General features: G+C 46.2%; 17 protein-coding genes and 1 riboswitch. Of the genes, 12 read left to right on the top strand and 5 right to left on the bottom strand.

The annotated features are described in order from the left end of the window. Positions 1 to 34: 34 nt before the first annotated feature. Both IPL17_RS18950 and IPL17_RS18945 read right to left on the bottom strand, forming a co-directional pair. The gene (locus IPL17_RS18950; RefSeq protein WP_345308647.1) at positions 35 to 571 is read right to left on the bottom strand and encodes a hypothetical protein; all 537 of its coding nucleotides are present in this window, start codon (positions 569 to 571) and stop codon (positions 35 to 37) included. 215 nt (positions 572 to 786) lie between these two features. Then, entirely contained in the window at positions 787 to 1,722 is a 936-nt protein-coding gene (locus IPL17_RS18945) for a hypothetical protein (RefSeq protein ID WP_345308646.1), read from the bottom strand. Between the two features lie 172 nt (positions 1,723 to 1,894). Between IPL17_RS18945 and IPL17_RS18940 the strand changes: the two genes are divergently transcribed. The 8 genes from IPL17_RS18940 (at position 1,895) to IPL17_RS18905 (ending at position 6,581) form a co-directional block, all read left to right on the top strand. Next, a complete protein-coding gene (locus IPL17_RS18940) occupies positions 1,895 to 2,674 on the top strand; it encodes a prolipoprotein diacylglyceryl transferase family protein (RefSeq protein WP_345308645.1) in 780 nt (259 codons plus the stop codon). A gap of 61 nt (positions 2,675 to 2,735) precedes the next feature. After that, positions 2,736 to 3,200: a hypothetical protein gene (locus IPL17_RS18935; RefSeq protein ID WP_345308644.1), complete on the top strand. Its 465-nt coding sequence runs from the start codon at positions 2,736 to 2,738 to the stop codon at positions 3,198 to 3,200. A 41-nt stretch (positions 3,201 to 3,241) separates the two neighbouring features. Continuing rightward, positions 3,242 to 3,625: a YtxH domain-containing protein gene (locus IPL17_RS18930; protein WP_345308643.1), complete on the top strand. Its 384-nt coding sequence runs from the start codon at positions 3,242 to 3,244 to the stop codon at positions 3,623 to 3,625. A 74-nt stretch (positions 3,626 to 3,699) separates the two neighbouring features. Beyond that, a complete protein-coding gene (locus IPL17_RS18925) occupies positions 3,700 to 4,308 on the top strand; it encodes a methyltransferase domain-containing protein (RefSeq protein WP_345308642.1) in 609 nt (202 codons plus the stop codon). Position 4,309: 1 nt separating this feature from the next. Beyond that, complete coding sequence (locus IPL17_RS18920; RefSeq protein ID WP_345308641.1) at positions 4,310 to 4,951, top strand: hemolysin III family protein; 642 nt, start codon at positions 4,310 to 4,312, stop codon at positions 4,949 to 4,951. Positions 4,952 to 5,028: 77 nt separating this feature from the next. After that, positions 5,029 to 5,631 carry a hypothetical protein gene (locus IPL17_RS18915; RefSeq protein WP_345308640.1) on the top strand — a complete coding sequence of 201 codons (603 nt, stop codon included), beginning with the start codon at positions 5,029 to 5,031 and terminating at the stop codon, positions 5,629 to 5,631. Then, entirely contained in the window at positions 5,628 to 6,410 is a 783-nt protein-coding gene (locus IPL17_RS18910) for a hypothetical protein (protein ID WP_345308639.1), read from the top strand. The genes IPL17_RS18915 and IPL17_RS18910 overlap by 4 nt, the downstream gene beginning before the upstream one ends. Before the next feature lie 9 nt (positions 6,411 to 6,419). Continuing rightward, entirely contained in the window at positions 6,420 to 6,581 is a 162-nt protein-coding gene (locus tag IPL17_RS18905) for a hypothetical protein (RefSeq protein ID WP_345308638.1), read from the top strand. An 80-nt stretch (positions 6,582 to 6,661) separates the two neighbouring features. Here the strand turns inward: IPL17_RS18905 and IPL17_RS18900 are convergent, their stop codons facing one another. Beyond that, complete coding sequence (locus IPL17_RS18900; RefSeq protein WP_345308637.1) at positions 6,662 to 8,377, bottom strand: bifunctional metallophosphatase/5'-nucleotidase; 1,716 nt, start codon at positions 8,375 to 8,377, stop codon at positions 6,662 to 6,664. A gap of 154 nt (positions 8,378 to 8,531) precedes the next feature. Continuing rightward, a riboswitch (cyclic di-GMP riboswitch) is annotated at positions 8,532 to 8,614 on the bottom strand. A gap of 214 nt (positions 8,615 to 8,828) precedes the next feature. Between IPL17_RS18900 and IPL17_RS18895 the strand changes: the two genes are divergently transcribed. Further along, entirely contained in the window at positions 8,829 to 9,446 is a 618-nt protein-coding gene (locus IPL17_RS18895) for a response regulator (RefSeq protein WP_345308636.1), read from the top strand. Further along, complete coding sequence (locus IPL17_RS18890; protein WP_345308635.1) at positions 9,433 to 10,305, top strand: DinB family protein; 873 nt, start codon at positions 9,433 to 9,435, stop codon at positions 10,303 to 10,305. The genes IPL17_RS18895 and IPL17_RS18890 overlap by 14 nt, the downstream gene beginning before the upstream one ends. A gap of 45 nt (positions 10,306 to 10,350) precedes the next feature. On the opposite strand, the gene IPL17_RS18885 is transcribed toward IPL17_RS18890, so the two are convergent. Both IPL17_RS18885 and IPL17_RS18880 read right to left on the bottom strand, forming a co-directional pair. Continuing rightward, positions 10,351 to 11,322, bottom strand: a complete 972-nt coding sequence (locus IPL17_RS18885) for a hypothetical protein (protein ID WP_345308634.1) — start codon at positions 11,320 to 11,322, stop codon at positions 10,351 to 10,353. A gap of 122 nt (positions 11,323 to 11,444) precedes the next feature. Next, on the bottom strand, positions 11,445 to 12,482 hold the full coding sequence (locus IPL17_RS18880) for an SIS domain-containing protein (protein ID WP_345308633.1): 1,038 nt from the start codon (positions 12,480 to 12,482) through the stop codon (positions 11,445 to 11,447). Between the two features lie 118 nt (positions 12,483 to 12,600). Here IPL17_RS18880 and IPL17_RS18875 point away from each other — a divergent pair, with 118 nt between their 5' ends. Together IPL17_RS18875 and IPL17_RS18870 are read left to right on the top strand one after the other, a co-directional pair. Next, positions 12,601 to 13,272: a metal-dependent transcriptional regulator gene (locus IPL17_RS18875; protein WP_345308632.1), complete on the top strand. Its 672-nt coding sequence runs from the start codon at positions 12,601 to 12,603 to the stop codon at positions 13,270 to 13,272. Positions 13,273 to 13,286: 14 nt separating this feature from the next. Then, positions 13,287 to 13,877 (top strand): isoprenylcysteine carboxylmethyltransferase family protein, encoded by a 591-nt coding sequence (locus IPL17_RS18870; protein ID WP_345308631.1) that lies wholly within the window; start codon positions 13,287 to 13,289, stop codon positions 13,875 to 13,877. The last annotated feature ends 1 nt before the right edge of the window (position 13,878 follow it).

Here is a 13,878-nt window from a genome sequence, read left to right as displayed (position 1 = left end):
ATGCTTTTGATTTAGAAAAATAAAAGCGACGATTTTAAGGCGACGATTGACTAGGAATGCCTACTGGCACGGTTGCGCTGGCACTGGCAGTGGCAGTATGGATTGTTTGTACTTTTTTCGCAAACGGAGCACATCCTTCCTGGGTGTCAGTACTGGTAAAAGTTCCTGTTACGATCGCCCTATCCGTCACTCCTCCGCCCACGATGTCTGCGGAGGTAACTGTATATTTGGCAGTGCATGTCACAGATTCGCCATTTGCTAATACCAGCTTTGGGCAAGAGATAGGGCTGTCCAATGGGGAATCGCTAATAGATATAGTCATTTCCGATACCGGGACCGCATTTTTTTGAAGATCAGGTTTGGCAGCCAAATAAGTAATCACATAAGTGTAATTTACCACTTCCCCAGCCTGGGTTATTGTTGACAGGCTTGCAGTTTTCTTTAAACTTACTTCTGACCCGCTTTCGATATAGAAATTGCCATTATTACCAACACAGGAAGCCAGGTTAAAGACGATCAGGATCATTAGACATGCAAATATAAAGATACGGAGTACTTTGTTTTGTAACATAATTTCATTCCTCATTTTTACATCCACTTGAATATGATTTATCGAGAATAACGAAATAACCGATTTTTTCCGCAGATTACCAAGATTTACGAAGATTTTTTTCTTGGAAAATTCAAATCTGCATAATCCGCAAAATCTGCAGATTATTTCAGATACTGCCTACTATATCAGAATTTATTCAGGATAATAAATATGCCAAACATTTCAGGACTTGCTCACGGAAGCGGCACGCAGATGAGGTCTGGAAGGAAGAGCGGATCACATATCGGCTGATCAGGAGCAGTGTTAGTGTTGTCATGGGGTATCTCAGGGACAACACAGGTCGCGCCGGAGAAGTCAAATTCGTTGACAATATTCCCATTCAGCGTTGCTTGAATGCTTGCAGGGAAAACAGTCGTCGGCGGGTACAGACAGGACAGAATGGTTGAATTCGCCTCGCTAACCTTACATCCCATCGGCGCTCCTCCTATCGTCAATTTGTGATTGAAATCGGTCGGGACGAATCCATCCACAAGGCGCAGGTTGATCGCGCGGGAAGACAGATCGCAATAAGGCGCATCACCCGTCAAGATCGGGACTTGCGGTTCGGGGTTTGCAGGAGGCGCAGGTTGGACAACTGGTGGAAGTTCCACATTGGATTGAGCGGGAACAGTTACTGAGACGGTCACACTGTCTGTGGCTTCTACAAAATGAAATGTTGTTGTAGTTTTTGTAGAAGTGAAGGAACAAGTCTCTTTTTTACCAAAGCTGGTAAAGGATCCCATTACTTTTGCCTTGTTCGTTACTCCACCAGCTGCGATATCTGTCTCGGTAACTGTATAGGTTGCAGTACATGTAACCGATTCCCCGTTGGCCAGTACGGTCTTCGGACATACGATGGGTCCATCAAGAGGTGAATCGCTAATAGAAATATCCGCTCTGGACAGTGTGACAGAATTGACCAGAGTTGGCTGGTATTTAACTTTATATGTATAAGTGATCACTTCACCTGCTTTCGTCACCGTGGATGGAACGGCGGTTTTATCCAAACTCACCTCAGATCCAGTTTGCTGGTACATAGTATTATTACCATCACAAGACGCCAGACTCGATACGACAAGGACCGTTAGACATGCGAAAATAAAAATTCGGATCATTCTATACTTTTTCATAATTCCTCTCCGTTGTGCCTTTTATAATTGATTCGCCTGCCCAAATCTTGCGCGCCAGCCTTTAATGCAATCGAATTTGCTGAAATAAGTTGGCGTGAACTACGCGAGCATTATATATTAAAAGGTAAAATAAAAGAAAACACTAGTCTCATTTGCATTCTTCGGAGGTTTTATGTTCCCATTACTTGTTGATATCGGAGACCTGCAATTTCGATTTTCAACTTTAATCTTTATGATCCTGGGATTGGCAGTTGGGACAGCGGTTGCAGGCTGGGAATATAAAAGACTTGGATTCAACCATCAAAGACGCAACCAACTCTACTGGACACTAGCTCTGCCGCTCACATTTTTAATAAGCATGTTCAGCGCTTTTCTTCTCAATCTCAGCGGCTGGGATCTTTTTGAGAATTTGGAGAATGCGCTTTCCTTCGGATTCAGCTCCTTTGGCGCAATCCTCGGCGTTTTATTTTTGGGATATGTACAATCAAAGCTACTCAAAGAGCCGACCGCGGGCAAACGGCTGGATTTTATATCCTCGATCCTGCCGCTTAGTTTGGGAATTTACCGCATCGGATGCCTGCTCAATGGCTGCTGCTACGGCGAAGTAACGGATGGCCCTTTGGGAGTATATCTACCCGATGTACACGGCGTTTGGGCATACCGTTACCCAACTCAGATCTTGTTGATGTTTCTTGATTTTTGGCTATTCTATTGGCTTTGGCGGCGCAGGGATAAACAACCTTTTGATGGTAAATTGACTCTCTCTTTTCTGATCATCTTCGGAGCGGGCCGATTCCTGATCGACGGCTTGCGTAATCTGCCCGCCGCGCTGGGACCGTTCAATCTGCTCCAGTTAACCTCCTTTTGTATTATTACCATCGCACTTTATATTGTTTACGAATTCAGAAATGAGAGCAACTTGAAATGGACGCGAACGATCAAAGGACAATAAATGGTAAAAATCCATCAACTGGACACGAAAATTAATTAATTTGCTGTGCTATAATATTTTTATGGCGATACCAATTCCTCAACAACAGCCGACAACTCCACCGCCCCCCACCCCCGAAGAACTCGCGGCAATTCGCGAGGCGGAGCGGAAACAAAAAACGATCACTGCAACAGTCATCGCAGGCATTGTGGTCTTTCTTGCCTTGCTTGGTGCGGCGATTTACTTCCTGCTGCAACCCGCCACCCCCACAGACAAGATCCGCGATATATTCATCATTGTGGTTGCGCTTGAGTCCCTCGTGATAGGTGTGGCGTTGATCGTGCTTGTCGTTCAACTCGCCAGCCTCATCAATCTGCTTCAGAACGAAGTCCGCCCGATCCTGCAAGCCACCAACGAAACGGTCAACACCCTGCGCGGCACAGCGGAATTTTTAGGTGAAAACGTTGTCGAACCTGTTATCAAGTTGAATGGCTATCTGGCAGGCTTGACTCGTATGTTAGAATTAATTGGCGTTAAAAAGAAATAATCACTTCAAAAAGTATAATCATTCAAAAAAGGAGTAATATCATGTCTGACCGAGATGAATTTGGTGCTTTCCTTGTAGGCTTTATCGTCGGTGGGCTCACCGGTGCCGTCGTATCCCTGCTTTTCGCTCCGCAATCCGGCGAAGAGACCCGCGCACTAATTAAAGACAAAAGCATTGAACTGCGCGATAAAGCACAGGTCACCGGCGAAGAAGCTCTCGCACGCGCAGAAGCACTCGCCGCCGATGCCCGTCGTCGCGCTGAAGAACTCACCCATGAAGCCAAAATCCGTGCCGAACAACTTGCCGGTGAAGCCCGCACACGCACAGAGCACCTGACCACCGAGATCCGCGAACGCAGCAAGAGCGCCATCGAAGCCGTCCGCAAAACCAAGAAGGGCGACAGCGGCGAAACACCAGCCGTTTAGTCAAATTGTCCACTGGAAGGGTTTGACGTTCTCGTCAAACCCTTTTTTTATTGATGCGTCTCATCCAGCGCTTTATGCGCGCCTTTTTTCACCTCCTGTATCATCCATTCGCCTTTGCGTATGATCTTGTCGCCGCGGCTGTTTCTTTTGGCAAGTGGAATGACTGGACAAAGGAAGTGATCCCATTTATCAAAGGAACTCGCATCCTTGAGATCGGGCATGGTCCCGGTCATTTGCAGCGCAGCCTGCTGGACCTAAAGCTTGCTCCCGTTGCAATAGACGAATCAGCGCAGATGGGTATTCTTGTAAAACATAAGCTGGGCACAAAGCACAAACTCACCCGCGGATTGGCACAGCAACTTCCTTTTACAGGCGACTGTTTTGACAGCGTAGTCTCCACATTCCCAACCGAATATATCTTCAACGCGCAAACACTCTCCGAGATAGGCAGATGCCTTTCGGACGGAGGCAGGCTCATCGTCATGCCTGCGGCGTGGCCCAAGAGTGGATTCCTCAAATGGCTGTATAAGATCACAGGCGAGAGTCCTGCTGACGGGCAGACATCGCTCAAATCAAGAATATCGCAGCCGTTCCTCAATGCTGGTTTTGAAACAAAAATTGAAATTGTTGAATTACAATCGGTGAAACTAATGATCATCGTTGCACATAAGAAAAGGAAATGACATGCTAAAAAAATTACGGGAACCCGTTAACAGCCTGACCCATTGGGTGGGCGCAGTCCTAGCATTGGCTGGGCTGATCGCCTTATTGATCGTCGGTTGGGGAACTCCCCTAAAAGTTTTCTCACTCATTGTTTATGGCGCGAGTTTGATATTTTTATTTTCCGCCAGCGCCACTTATCATATGGTGCAGGTGAAAGACAAAGCGTTGGAAATCTTCCGCAAGGTGGATCACGCCGCGATCTATTGTTTGATCGCTGGGACATACACGCCCTTCTGCATCAACGCCTTCAGCGGCTTCTGGAAATGGGGCATGTTGAGCATCATCTGGTCGCTTGCGATCATTGGCATATTGATCAAGGTATTCTTCATCCGCTCACCGCGCTGGTTGAACGCCGGCATTTATGTGGCGATGGGTTGGTTGTGCGTCGGCGCCAGCGGACAGTTACTGGCGGCGCTCCCCGCCTGGGTGCTTACCTGGCTCATCATCGGCGGCGTGACCTACACGCTTGGCGCAGTTGTTTACAGCACCAAACTGTTCAACTTTAAACCGGGTGTATTTGGTTTTCATGAGGTCTGGCACATTTTTGTCTTACTCGCCGCCGCTGCCCACTTTGTGGCAGTGATGGGCATTGCTGTATATTAGAAACTATGCTGTCAAAGTGTCATACAGAGTAAACCCTGTGAGACACTTTTCATATTTAAAACTGGGAAGGAAAAACCATGCGCCTGCTTGAGATCGTTATTCCGCTTCTACTCGCAGTTTATTTACTCTGGCCGCACCCGCGTTTACGAACCATTCGTCTCGCGCCCTCAATTGCACTCATCCTCACATTTTTACATTTAGCTGTCGAAGGCTATCGCTGGCAGATGATTCCCCTTTACGCGCTGACTCTCCTGCTTACCATCAGCAGCCTGATAAAAATAAAACTTCAAACCGACTGGTCCAGAGCCGCTTCGTACCTGACCGTTATCCTGCTGGCTGTTTCGACAGCATTGCCTGCCCTGCTGCCTGTTCCTGCCATCACCAAACCGAGCGGATCACTGGAAGTCGGCACAATCATCTTTGAACTGACCGACGAATCGCGCAAGGAAATATATTCAGGCAAAGATGAAGCACGCTCTTTTATGGTGCAGGTCTGGTATCCTGCCAATCCCCTGCCTGAAAGCAAAAAAGCGCCCTGGATGTCACGCTCCGATGTCTACGCGCCTGCCATCTCATCTTTTCTAAACATGCCAACTTTTTTCCTTGACCATCTTGCTTTGGCAAAAACTCCAGCTTACATGGATGCGCCAATTGCCGAAACAAGCACCCGTTTCCCGTGATCTTGTTCTCGCACGGCTGGAACGGATTCAACGCCCAAAATTCCGAGCAAATGATCCTGCTTGCAAGCCGTGGATACGTTGTCGCCGCGATCAACCACACATACGGGGCAGTTGCGACCGTTTTCCCCGACGGTAGGATCGCCTACAACAACCCGCAAGCTCTCCCCGAAGGCGCTCCAGATGCCGAATACGAGATCGCAGCCCGCAAACTCGTGGATCAATGGTCGCACGATCTTGGCTACACGCTTGACCATCTAAATAAACGAAATAATGAAGTTGGAGACTCGTTCTACTCAAAATTAGACTTTGAGCGCATCGGCGTGTACGGACATTCCACGGGCGGAGGCGCGGCGATCCAATTCTGCGGCACAGACTCGCGCTGTAAAGCCCTGCTCGGCATGGATCCATTCATGCGTCCTGTCTCTGCTAAAGTGATAGAGAACGGCGTTTCACAGCCGTCATTTTTCATGTTCAGCCAGGGCTGGGCAGAACTTGTAGACAGTAAGAACAACCAACTCTTTGACCTGTTCCGACCTAATGTCAGAGACAGCAAAGGCGCGATCAGCATTAATGGCACCAAACATTACGACTTCAGCGACCTGCCGTTGCTATCCCCGATTGCCCCACAGCTCGGGTTGAAAGGCCCGCTGAACGGTCCGCGCGTGACCGAGATCGTGAATGCATATCTGATCGACTTCTTTGAAATGACACTTAACCGAAAACCATCCGAGCTTTTCAAAGGTGATTTTCTAGATTTCACTGAAGTACAGATAAGGTAGGAAATTAAAATGAACAAGCGTAATATTTCCATGGTATTCCTGATCCTTGGCATGGCATTTATCACCATCGGCATCAGCACAGACAATGAAACTTTTTCATTTATCGCAATTGCCTTTGTAGTCATTTCACTGATGGCCAGTATTAACAGGAAGAAGTCCGGTAAAAAATAATTTCCGGTAATATTCTTTAACACAACAAAAAAGCAGCCGACCTTTCAGCCGGCTGCTTTTTATTTAACATTCAGACAATATTACGGGAGTACAGTTATGCGGTTTTGAGGGCCAGGAGCAACGAGCGGGAAGGCGACAAAGTATTTCTCCAAAGCGTCGGTATCCACTGCGCCGCCAAGGCGGTCAGTCCCGTCTTTGAATGCGAAGAAATTGTCACCGCCGTCGGCAAGGAAGCTATTCACTGTCACACGGTATGTGGAGGTATCACTGATCGCAACACCATTAAGCATCATGTTCGAGATCTTGCTTCCAACAGGCGCAGACAGGCTCCAGCTATATGTAAATCCATTGGAGATCTGCAAGATACGATTTTGGCCTGCAGCGGGATTGTTAAACTGCTGTTCCAAGACCGCCTTGATCTGAGTTCCCGTCATGGTAATGGTCGTCAAATTATTACCGAATGGCTGGACCGCGAACGATTCGCCGTAGGTAACCTTCCCATCGCCTTCACCGGCCGTACTGCCCGCAAAATTCAGGTCAGTACGGATTCCGCCCGGATTCATAAAAGCGATCACAGCCCCGCCGTTGGCTGGATCTGCCGTGGCATACAATTGCGCATCTGCGATCACATCACCCAAAGCCGACTCGCCTGCGGCATTATTGGTACGTGTGATCGTGGCAGTAATCACTCCAATAACACGGTTGGCAAGCGGGGCGGCAATTGCATTATATTTAGCGATGAGCGCGGTGATGAAACCATCCTTTGCGACATCACGAGTAACAATATTGTTATTGGCAGACATGCTGACAACTTCACCTGACTTGCGATTGATCGTCAGGTCAACATCGGTCACAACACGTCCAAAGGATGCGGCACTCGTAACGAGCATATTATTGATCGTACAGTTATACGCATTGTGAGTATGTCCGCTGATGACCACATCCACTTCCGGGTCAAAGCGATTGACGATATCTACAATGGCACCGGAAATACCCTCACAGCCATTGTAAGGAGCGGGAGCCACCTGGGCGCCGCCTTCATGGATCAGAACTACAATGGTTTGGACACCTTCTTTCTTAAGCTCAGGGATCAGAGCATTGACGGTATCAGCTTCGTCCAAAAAGGTAAGACCGGCAACACCTGAAGGCGTAACAATACTCGGCGTACCCTCGAGCGTCATGCCAATAAAGGCAACCTTGACACTATTAAATTCACGGATCTTATAGGCAGGGAAGAGAGTCTTGAGATCTTCGTCTTTGTTTTTCTTACTGTCATCATCATCTTCATCATCGCTATCATTAAAAACAACATTGGCAGCCAGATATTTAAACTTTGCTCCCGCAAAATCATCGCCGTCCAAACAACCATCAACAGGATGGCAACCGCCTTTTTGCATGCGTAACAACTCAACAAAACCTTCATCGAATTCGTGATTGCCAACAGCATTAAAATCCAGACCCATCGCATTGAAAGCTTCAATGCTTGGTTCATCATGGAAAAGTGCAGAAAGCAGCGGGCTTGCGCCGATCATATCGCCAGCGGATACCACAACAGTATTCGGATTGAGGGCGCGCAAGGTATTGATGTGAGTGGCAAGATATTCCGCGCCGCCAGCATTGATCGTTCCAATACGCCCGGACGAACCAGCTGGTGGTTCAAGGTTTCCATGAAAGTCATTAACAGCTAAGATTTGAACATCGACAGTCGGAGAAGGCTTGGCTGAAACAGTTGATACGATCAGGGTCGAAAGCAGAACCAGCAAAAGCAATATTGAGAAAACTTTTTTATTCTTCATTGGTGAAAAATCCTTTCCTTTGGCAAGTGAGAATTTGATTGTTAATTTGAAAAAGCATGTTCAAAATATCAGGACATTGGCAACAATGGTTTTATTATTTGTTTTCCATTCCTCCATTCCTATTAAATAAACACTGCCAAAGGGGTAAAAATCCTTCGGCAGTCTGGCGATCTGTATCACAACCACAGATCCATGACTTTGCGACACCACCTCACGATGGATTTGCCCATTTTTTCGTATCAGGTAATGTTGACAAACTATATCATAATTCATTGTTGATTTACAATGAATTTGTATAATACTTAAGTCCCATTGCTTTTTAACTTCGGTATATGCAAAAGTAAGGATCGTGAACTTAAGTTAAACAATATCCGCATGAGTTAATAGAAGTGTAATGGAATAAAAACATTTTTCCCATATACAAAGTGTCAAGAAGAGATAAAATAAAAGCATGGACACACAATCTGGTTATCTGTTAGTCGTGGAAGATATTCCCGACATCTTAAAATTATTGGATGCAACCCTAAAATTCAAAGGCTACCGGGTTCTTACTGCGCGAAACGGTGAAGAGGCACTGGAAGTTATTCAAAAGGAACGCCCGTTACTGGTCATCACCGATATCCTGATGCCCAAGATGGACGGATTCAGCCTTGTTCACAGATTAAGAATACATTCAGAAACACGCGCTATCCCGGTGATATTTTTATCAGCAACCTATGTCGCACCAGAAGATAAGGCATTTGCATTGAATATCGGAGCGACGCGTTTCATCGAAAAGCCGATCGACCTTGAACAGTTCATGCAAACGATCTCAGAACTTCTAAAAAAAGGAATCCCTGCTTCACAAGAGCCGCTTACTGAGCCTGATTTTTATAAAGGTTATCGGAAACGCCTTCAGATCAAACTCGACCAAAAAAATGCACAGATCGCCCGCACTGAACGCCTTCTAGAAACTCTTTCAGAAGAGGAAAAACTATCCTTCCAGGCATCACTTCAAATGGCTATTCAGGAACGCGAAGAGATTCAAAAACTGTTGAACCAGATACACGAGCATTTTGAAAAAAAATAACCTCCCCATGTTCAATTCTGAATTAATCAATGCTGTCGAAAACTTCTCAGCGCTCATGCTTCCACTTTCCGAAAAAGAACTAGACCGTAAATGGACATGGAAAGATCACGATGAAGAAGGAATCCGTTTTGCCTTCTTTGTGACGATTCAAGAACTACGGCAACTGGCTGTTCTGCTGACATCGACCCGCACACCGCTGACACAGGCGCAACATATCCTTGGTCAATACCATAAACAATACCTGGGTTTACAGGCTGTGGTCATTGGGGTTTCAAAAGAAGTTTCAGAACGCATACCAAATGATGGCGAATGGGCTATCCGCCAGGCTTATGCGCACATCCTTGGCGCTGAATTCTCCTTCCGCACGGTTATCCGTTACGCATTAGAACGTCACCGTGTTGCCCAATGGACGCCTGAAAGAATCCCCAAGCCCGAATATCCACGCCTATACGGCATAAACGAAAGTGAGTATGAATTTCTGATGGAGGGTCCGCTTGATGCAATGCTGGCATATCACCACGAACTGCATCCTTCGATCATTCAGGAATTTTCCAATATCACGGATCAGGAACTGGATTTGCCAGCCGCCTTTTGGGAAGAAACCCGCTTCCCCATTCGCCACCGCCTGCATCGTTTTGAAGCGCACATCATTCAGCACACCGTTCAAATCGACAAAACGCTAACCGCGGTCAGCCAAACCCCGAGCGAATCCAAACGGTTGATCCGGTATTTATTTTCTGCGCTGGCTGAAGTAAATGCGAAAATGATCAGCAGCGATAATTATCCGACAAGCAGTTCAGAATTGGCCAAGAATATAAATTTGAGAGTACGGGAAATTCAATCTGCGCTAGAGAATTAAACACTATAACAAAAGGACCGCGAAGTTTAATCGCGGTCCTTTCACTTATTTTGCAAATCTCATTTTGTGCCTAAAGTGCGCTGCACGGAAAATTCGGTCAAAGAATCCTTTATACCCATCCGCATCATACAAAATCATATAATCGGCGGGACCATAGTCAGAAGGCGGCAGCATAATGGCAGGATTGGGATTAATTTCCAAAATAAACAACTCCCCTTTTTCATTCATGCGAATGTCACAGCGTCCGTATCCCACCAACCCCATGGCAAGATACATCCGTTTTGCAATATCATGAAGGCGCGCAACCAATTCCGGGTCAATGACCCGCTTAAAATCAAACGGCACATCATAATTCCATTTTATATCCACATGCCAGAATTCTTCGTTGGGAGGAAATATCAATTCCGCTGGAGGATAGGCCACGGGATCGCTCAAATCATCCACATTGTCAACGACAAGGACATTGAACTCCTTGCCTACTATAAACTCTTCCATGCGAGCCGCGCCAAATTCGGAGCAAATCCTAGCCACCTGAGTCTTAACTTCTTCTAACGTGTCTGCGCGGGAATCCTTTGTCATACCGGTACTGCCGTAGCTCTTCGGATGTTTGATCATGATCGGGTAGCGAAGATTCTTAACTAGCTCTTCCGCCTCCAGAACATTTTTAACTTGATAGCCTCTTGCAAACCCAATCCTATTTGCATCGGCAACAGCCTGCATTTCCTCACGGGTGGGATCAAAACAATTGGAATGCGCACCAGTAAAAGGCAATTCCAATTCTTCCAGTGCCCGAACAACCTCTATGGCATCATAGCCTAATTCATCATCCTGCATATCTTCGAATTCGTAGCCCTCGCAGATGTTTAAAAAAACATCGAAATCTTTTCTGTCTGCCAACGCGCGAATCCTGTCTTTGACAGGCGAAGTCATGGTGATCATTTGCCAATCAAAATCCTTTATATATGGAGCTGGGTTAAAGTCAGCGATCACTTCGTCGGAAAGAATACACACGCGCATTGGAATACTCCTAGTTTAGGATAAAATATAATTTGCATTATGACATAAATCCACGCAAATACAAGATGAGCTATTCTTAATAATTTTTAGATAAAAAAACACAGACGAATGTCTGCGTTTTTTTATCTCGTTTCCGTAACTTTGCGAATACTGCGTGGCCGTTCAGTGTTGTACCCTTTTGCCTGCGTCAGGCGGTAAGCAAACATCTGCGCAGGGAGAATGCATATCAAAGGCGATAGCCATTCAGGCACATCAGTAGGAATTGTCAACGGAAGACTCGCAAGCGCCAAAGCTTTTTTATCGTTCGAGATCACGACAAGTTCGGCAAAGAGCTCTTTGCGTAAACGCTTCAACATCTCATACATGGAATTAAATACTTTGCCTTTGGGGGCAACCCCAAGAACAGGAAACCCGCTTTCCAGCATCGCAATCGGGCCATGCTGGAAATCAGCCGAAGAATAAGGTTCAGCCTTTACATATGCGAGTTCCTTTAATTTTAAAGCCCACTCAAAAGCAGTGGAGTAATTGAAACCGCGCCCCAACACAACAGTCTGGTCCATGTATCGATATCGCTCTGCGGATTGTGAAATTGCCGAGTCATGTTTCAAAACATTCTTCATCCAACCGGAAACGCCACCCAACTCCGCCCAACGTTTTTTGTCTCCGCTTAGCGCGGTTGAAAGCATGGCGATGGACATTAACTCGGTTGTATATGTTTTTGTCGCCGCAACGGCCTTCTCCTTACCAGCCTGAATGTCCAGTAAAAAATCTGCGGCTTTCGTGAGCGGAGATCTGGCATCATTAGTGATCGAAAGCGTCAAACAGTTCTGTTTTCTTCCCTCCTCCAACACACTGACAATATCAGGAGATTGTCCTGATTGTGAAATACCGATCACCAGTGCATTTTTTAGTTTCGGAGGTTGTTTGTAATATGTAAACAGAGAAGGAGTTGCCAGCGCAAGTGGAAGACCGTTCAACGCACCCAACAGGTAATTTGCATATCGTCCTGCATTGTCTGATGTCCCGCGTGCGGCAAGAAATACATACTGAATATCCCGCTTGCGGATCTCAGCAGCAATATTCTCCACATTCTTTTTCTGCGACATAAGCAAGGAATCAATACGATCAGGTTGTTCAATAATTTCAGTGTGTAGTGACATATCATTATTTTACAACGAAAATAAGAGAAACAGGCTTGACATATAAAATAATTTAAGCTATTATAAATTTAGGATAACCTAAATTTATAATTATTAATCCTAAAAAGGACGAAACAGAATGACTGAGTTAATGACTCAATCGATTCAAGATTACCTCAAACATATATATGAGTTGAACGGGCAAGGCGGCGCTGCCAGCACAAATGATATTGCAGCACGGCTTAACATTGCGCCGGCCTCTGTGACTGGCATGCTCCAAAAACTTGCCAGTTCCAAGCCCCCTCTGGTCGTTTACAAAAAACATCAAGGGGTCACACTCACCAACAATGGAGAAAAGGCGGCACTCGAAGTGATCCGCCATCATCGCTTGCTAGAAACTTTTCTCGTCAATACACTTGGTTATTCATGGGATGAAGTCCATTGCGAAGCGGACAAACTCGAACATGTGATCTCTGAGGATTTTGAGGCACGCATGGCTGCGGCATTGGGGCACCCAACCCGTGATCCACATGGTGAATTAATTCCCACAGCAGATCTGGTTATGCCTGCCGACAAATCATGCCCGCTCGCTTCATTGCGGACCGACGATATTGCCACCGTTCGACGAGTATCAGACGATGACCCGGCCTTGCTCCGACACCTACACAAGATCGGCGTTGTGCCTGAAGTGAAAATTACGGTAACGAATTATTCCGAATTCGATGGAAATCTCACAATTAAAGTTGAAGGCCAAAAGTCAAACTTGGTCCTTGGTATAGCTGTCACAAGTCAGGTATTTGTAGACAAATAATTTAGAGGTAAAACATGAACGAGAACATATTTCGAATATTTGCAGTAGTAATATTTCTATCCAGCATATCCATCTCCTCTTATTTCCGCCTTAATGCAGACAGGCTCACTGGTGAAAAAGTTCCGTGGAAAGACGAGGGTATCGCGATGATACTTCTCCTTCGCACCGGCGGTTCGATTTTGTGGCTAAGTATTATCGGGTACTTAATTTACCCGCCTGCATTGGCATGGTCAAAAGTTGACTTCCCCACTTTGGTGCGTTGGATCGGAGTCGGAACGGGCTTCATTTGCGTACTCCTCATCTATTGGTTATTCAGCAGCATTGGTACAAACATCAGTCCAACAGTTAGTACTCGCAAAGAGCATAAATTAGTCACGCGCGGAATCTATCGCTGGGTGCGACATCCGCTTTATTCGGTTGGGACGTTGCTCTTTCTGTCCTTTGCTGTTATTGCGAGTAATTGGTTCATAGCCGCAATGGCGAGTCTGTCATTCATCCTACTCGCCGTCAGACTTCCAAATGAGGAAGCCCATCTCATCGAAAAATTTGGCGATGAATATCGAAAGTATATGAAAACAACCGGGGCGTTCCTGCCCAAATTCTAGG

The sequence above is a fragment of the Candidatus Villigracilis saccharophilus genome, assembly GCF_016711665.1.
Note: the sequence above shows the minus strand (reverse complement) of the source record. Positions and strands in the feature narration are given on the sequence as shown.

What these genes read in the sequence shown, in the direction of transcription:
- IPL17_RS18870 (WP_345308631.1), top strand. Translation starts at nt 13,287, where the DNA reads ATGAACGAGAACATATTTCGAATATTTGCAGTAGTAATATTTCTATCC.
- IPL17_RS18935 (WP_345308644.1), top strand. Translation starts at nt 2,736, where the DNA reads ATGGCGATACCAATTCCTCAACAACAGCCGACAACTCCACCGCCCCCC.
- IPL17_RS18875 (WP_345308632.1), top strand. Translation starts at nt 12,601, where the DNA reads ATGACTGAGTTAATGACTCAATCGATTCAAGATTACCTCAAACATATA.
- IPL17_RS18930 (WP_345308643.1), top strand. Translation starts at nt 3,242, where the DNA reads ATGTCTGACCGAGATGAATTTGGTGCTTTCCTTGTAGGCTTTATCGTC.
- IPL17_RS18885 (WP_345308634.1), bottom strand. Translation starts at nt 11,322, where the DNA reads ATGCGCGTGTGTATTCTTTCCGACGAAGTGATCGCTGACTTTAACCCA.
- IPL17_RS18950 (WP_345308647.1), bottom strand. Translation starts at nt 571, where the DNA reads ATGTTACAAAACAAAGTACTCCGTATCTTTATATTTGCATGTCTAATG.
- IPL17_RS18920 (WP_345308641.1), top strand. Translation starts at nt 4,310, where the DNA reads ATGCTAAAAAAATTACGGGAACCCGTTAACAGCCTGACCCATTGGGTG.
- IPL17_RS18900 (WP_345308637.1), bottom strand. Translation starts at nt 8,377, where the DNA reads ATGAAGAATAAAAAAGTTTTCTCAATATTGCTTTTGCTGGTTCTGCTT.
- IPL17_RS18915 (WP_345308640.1), top strand. Translation starts at nt 5,029, where the DNA reads ATGCGCCTGCTTGAGATCGTTATTCCGCTTCTACTCGCAGTTTATTTA.
- IPL17_RS18905 (WP_345308638.1), top strand. Translation starts at nt 6,420, where the DNA reads ATGAACAAGCGTAATATTTCCATGGTATTCCTGATCCTTGGCATGGCA.
- IPL17_RS18940 (WP_345308645.1), top strand. Translation starts at nt 1,895, where the DNA reads ATGTTCCCATTACTTGTTGATATCGGAGACCTGCAATTTCGATTTTCA.
- IPL17_RS18945 (WP_345308646.1), bottom strand. Translation starts at nt 1,722, where the DNA reads ATGAAAAAGTATAGAATGATCCGAATTTTTATTTTCGCATGTCTAACG.
- IPL17_RS18880 (WP_345308633.1), bottom strand. Translation starts at nt 12,482, where the DNA reads ATGTCACTACACACTGAAATTATTGAACAACCTGATCGTATTGATTCC.
- IPL17_RS18925 (WP_345308642.1), top strand. Translation starts at nt 3,700, where the DNA reads ATGCGCGCCTTTTTTCACCTCCTGTATCATCCATTCGCCTTTGCGTAT.
- IPL17_RS18895 (WP_345308636.1), top strand. Translation starts at nt 8,829, where the DNA reads ATGGACACACAATCTGGTTATCTGTTAGTCGTGGAAGATATTCCCGAC.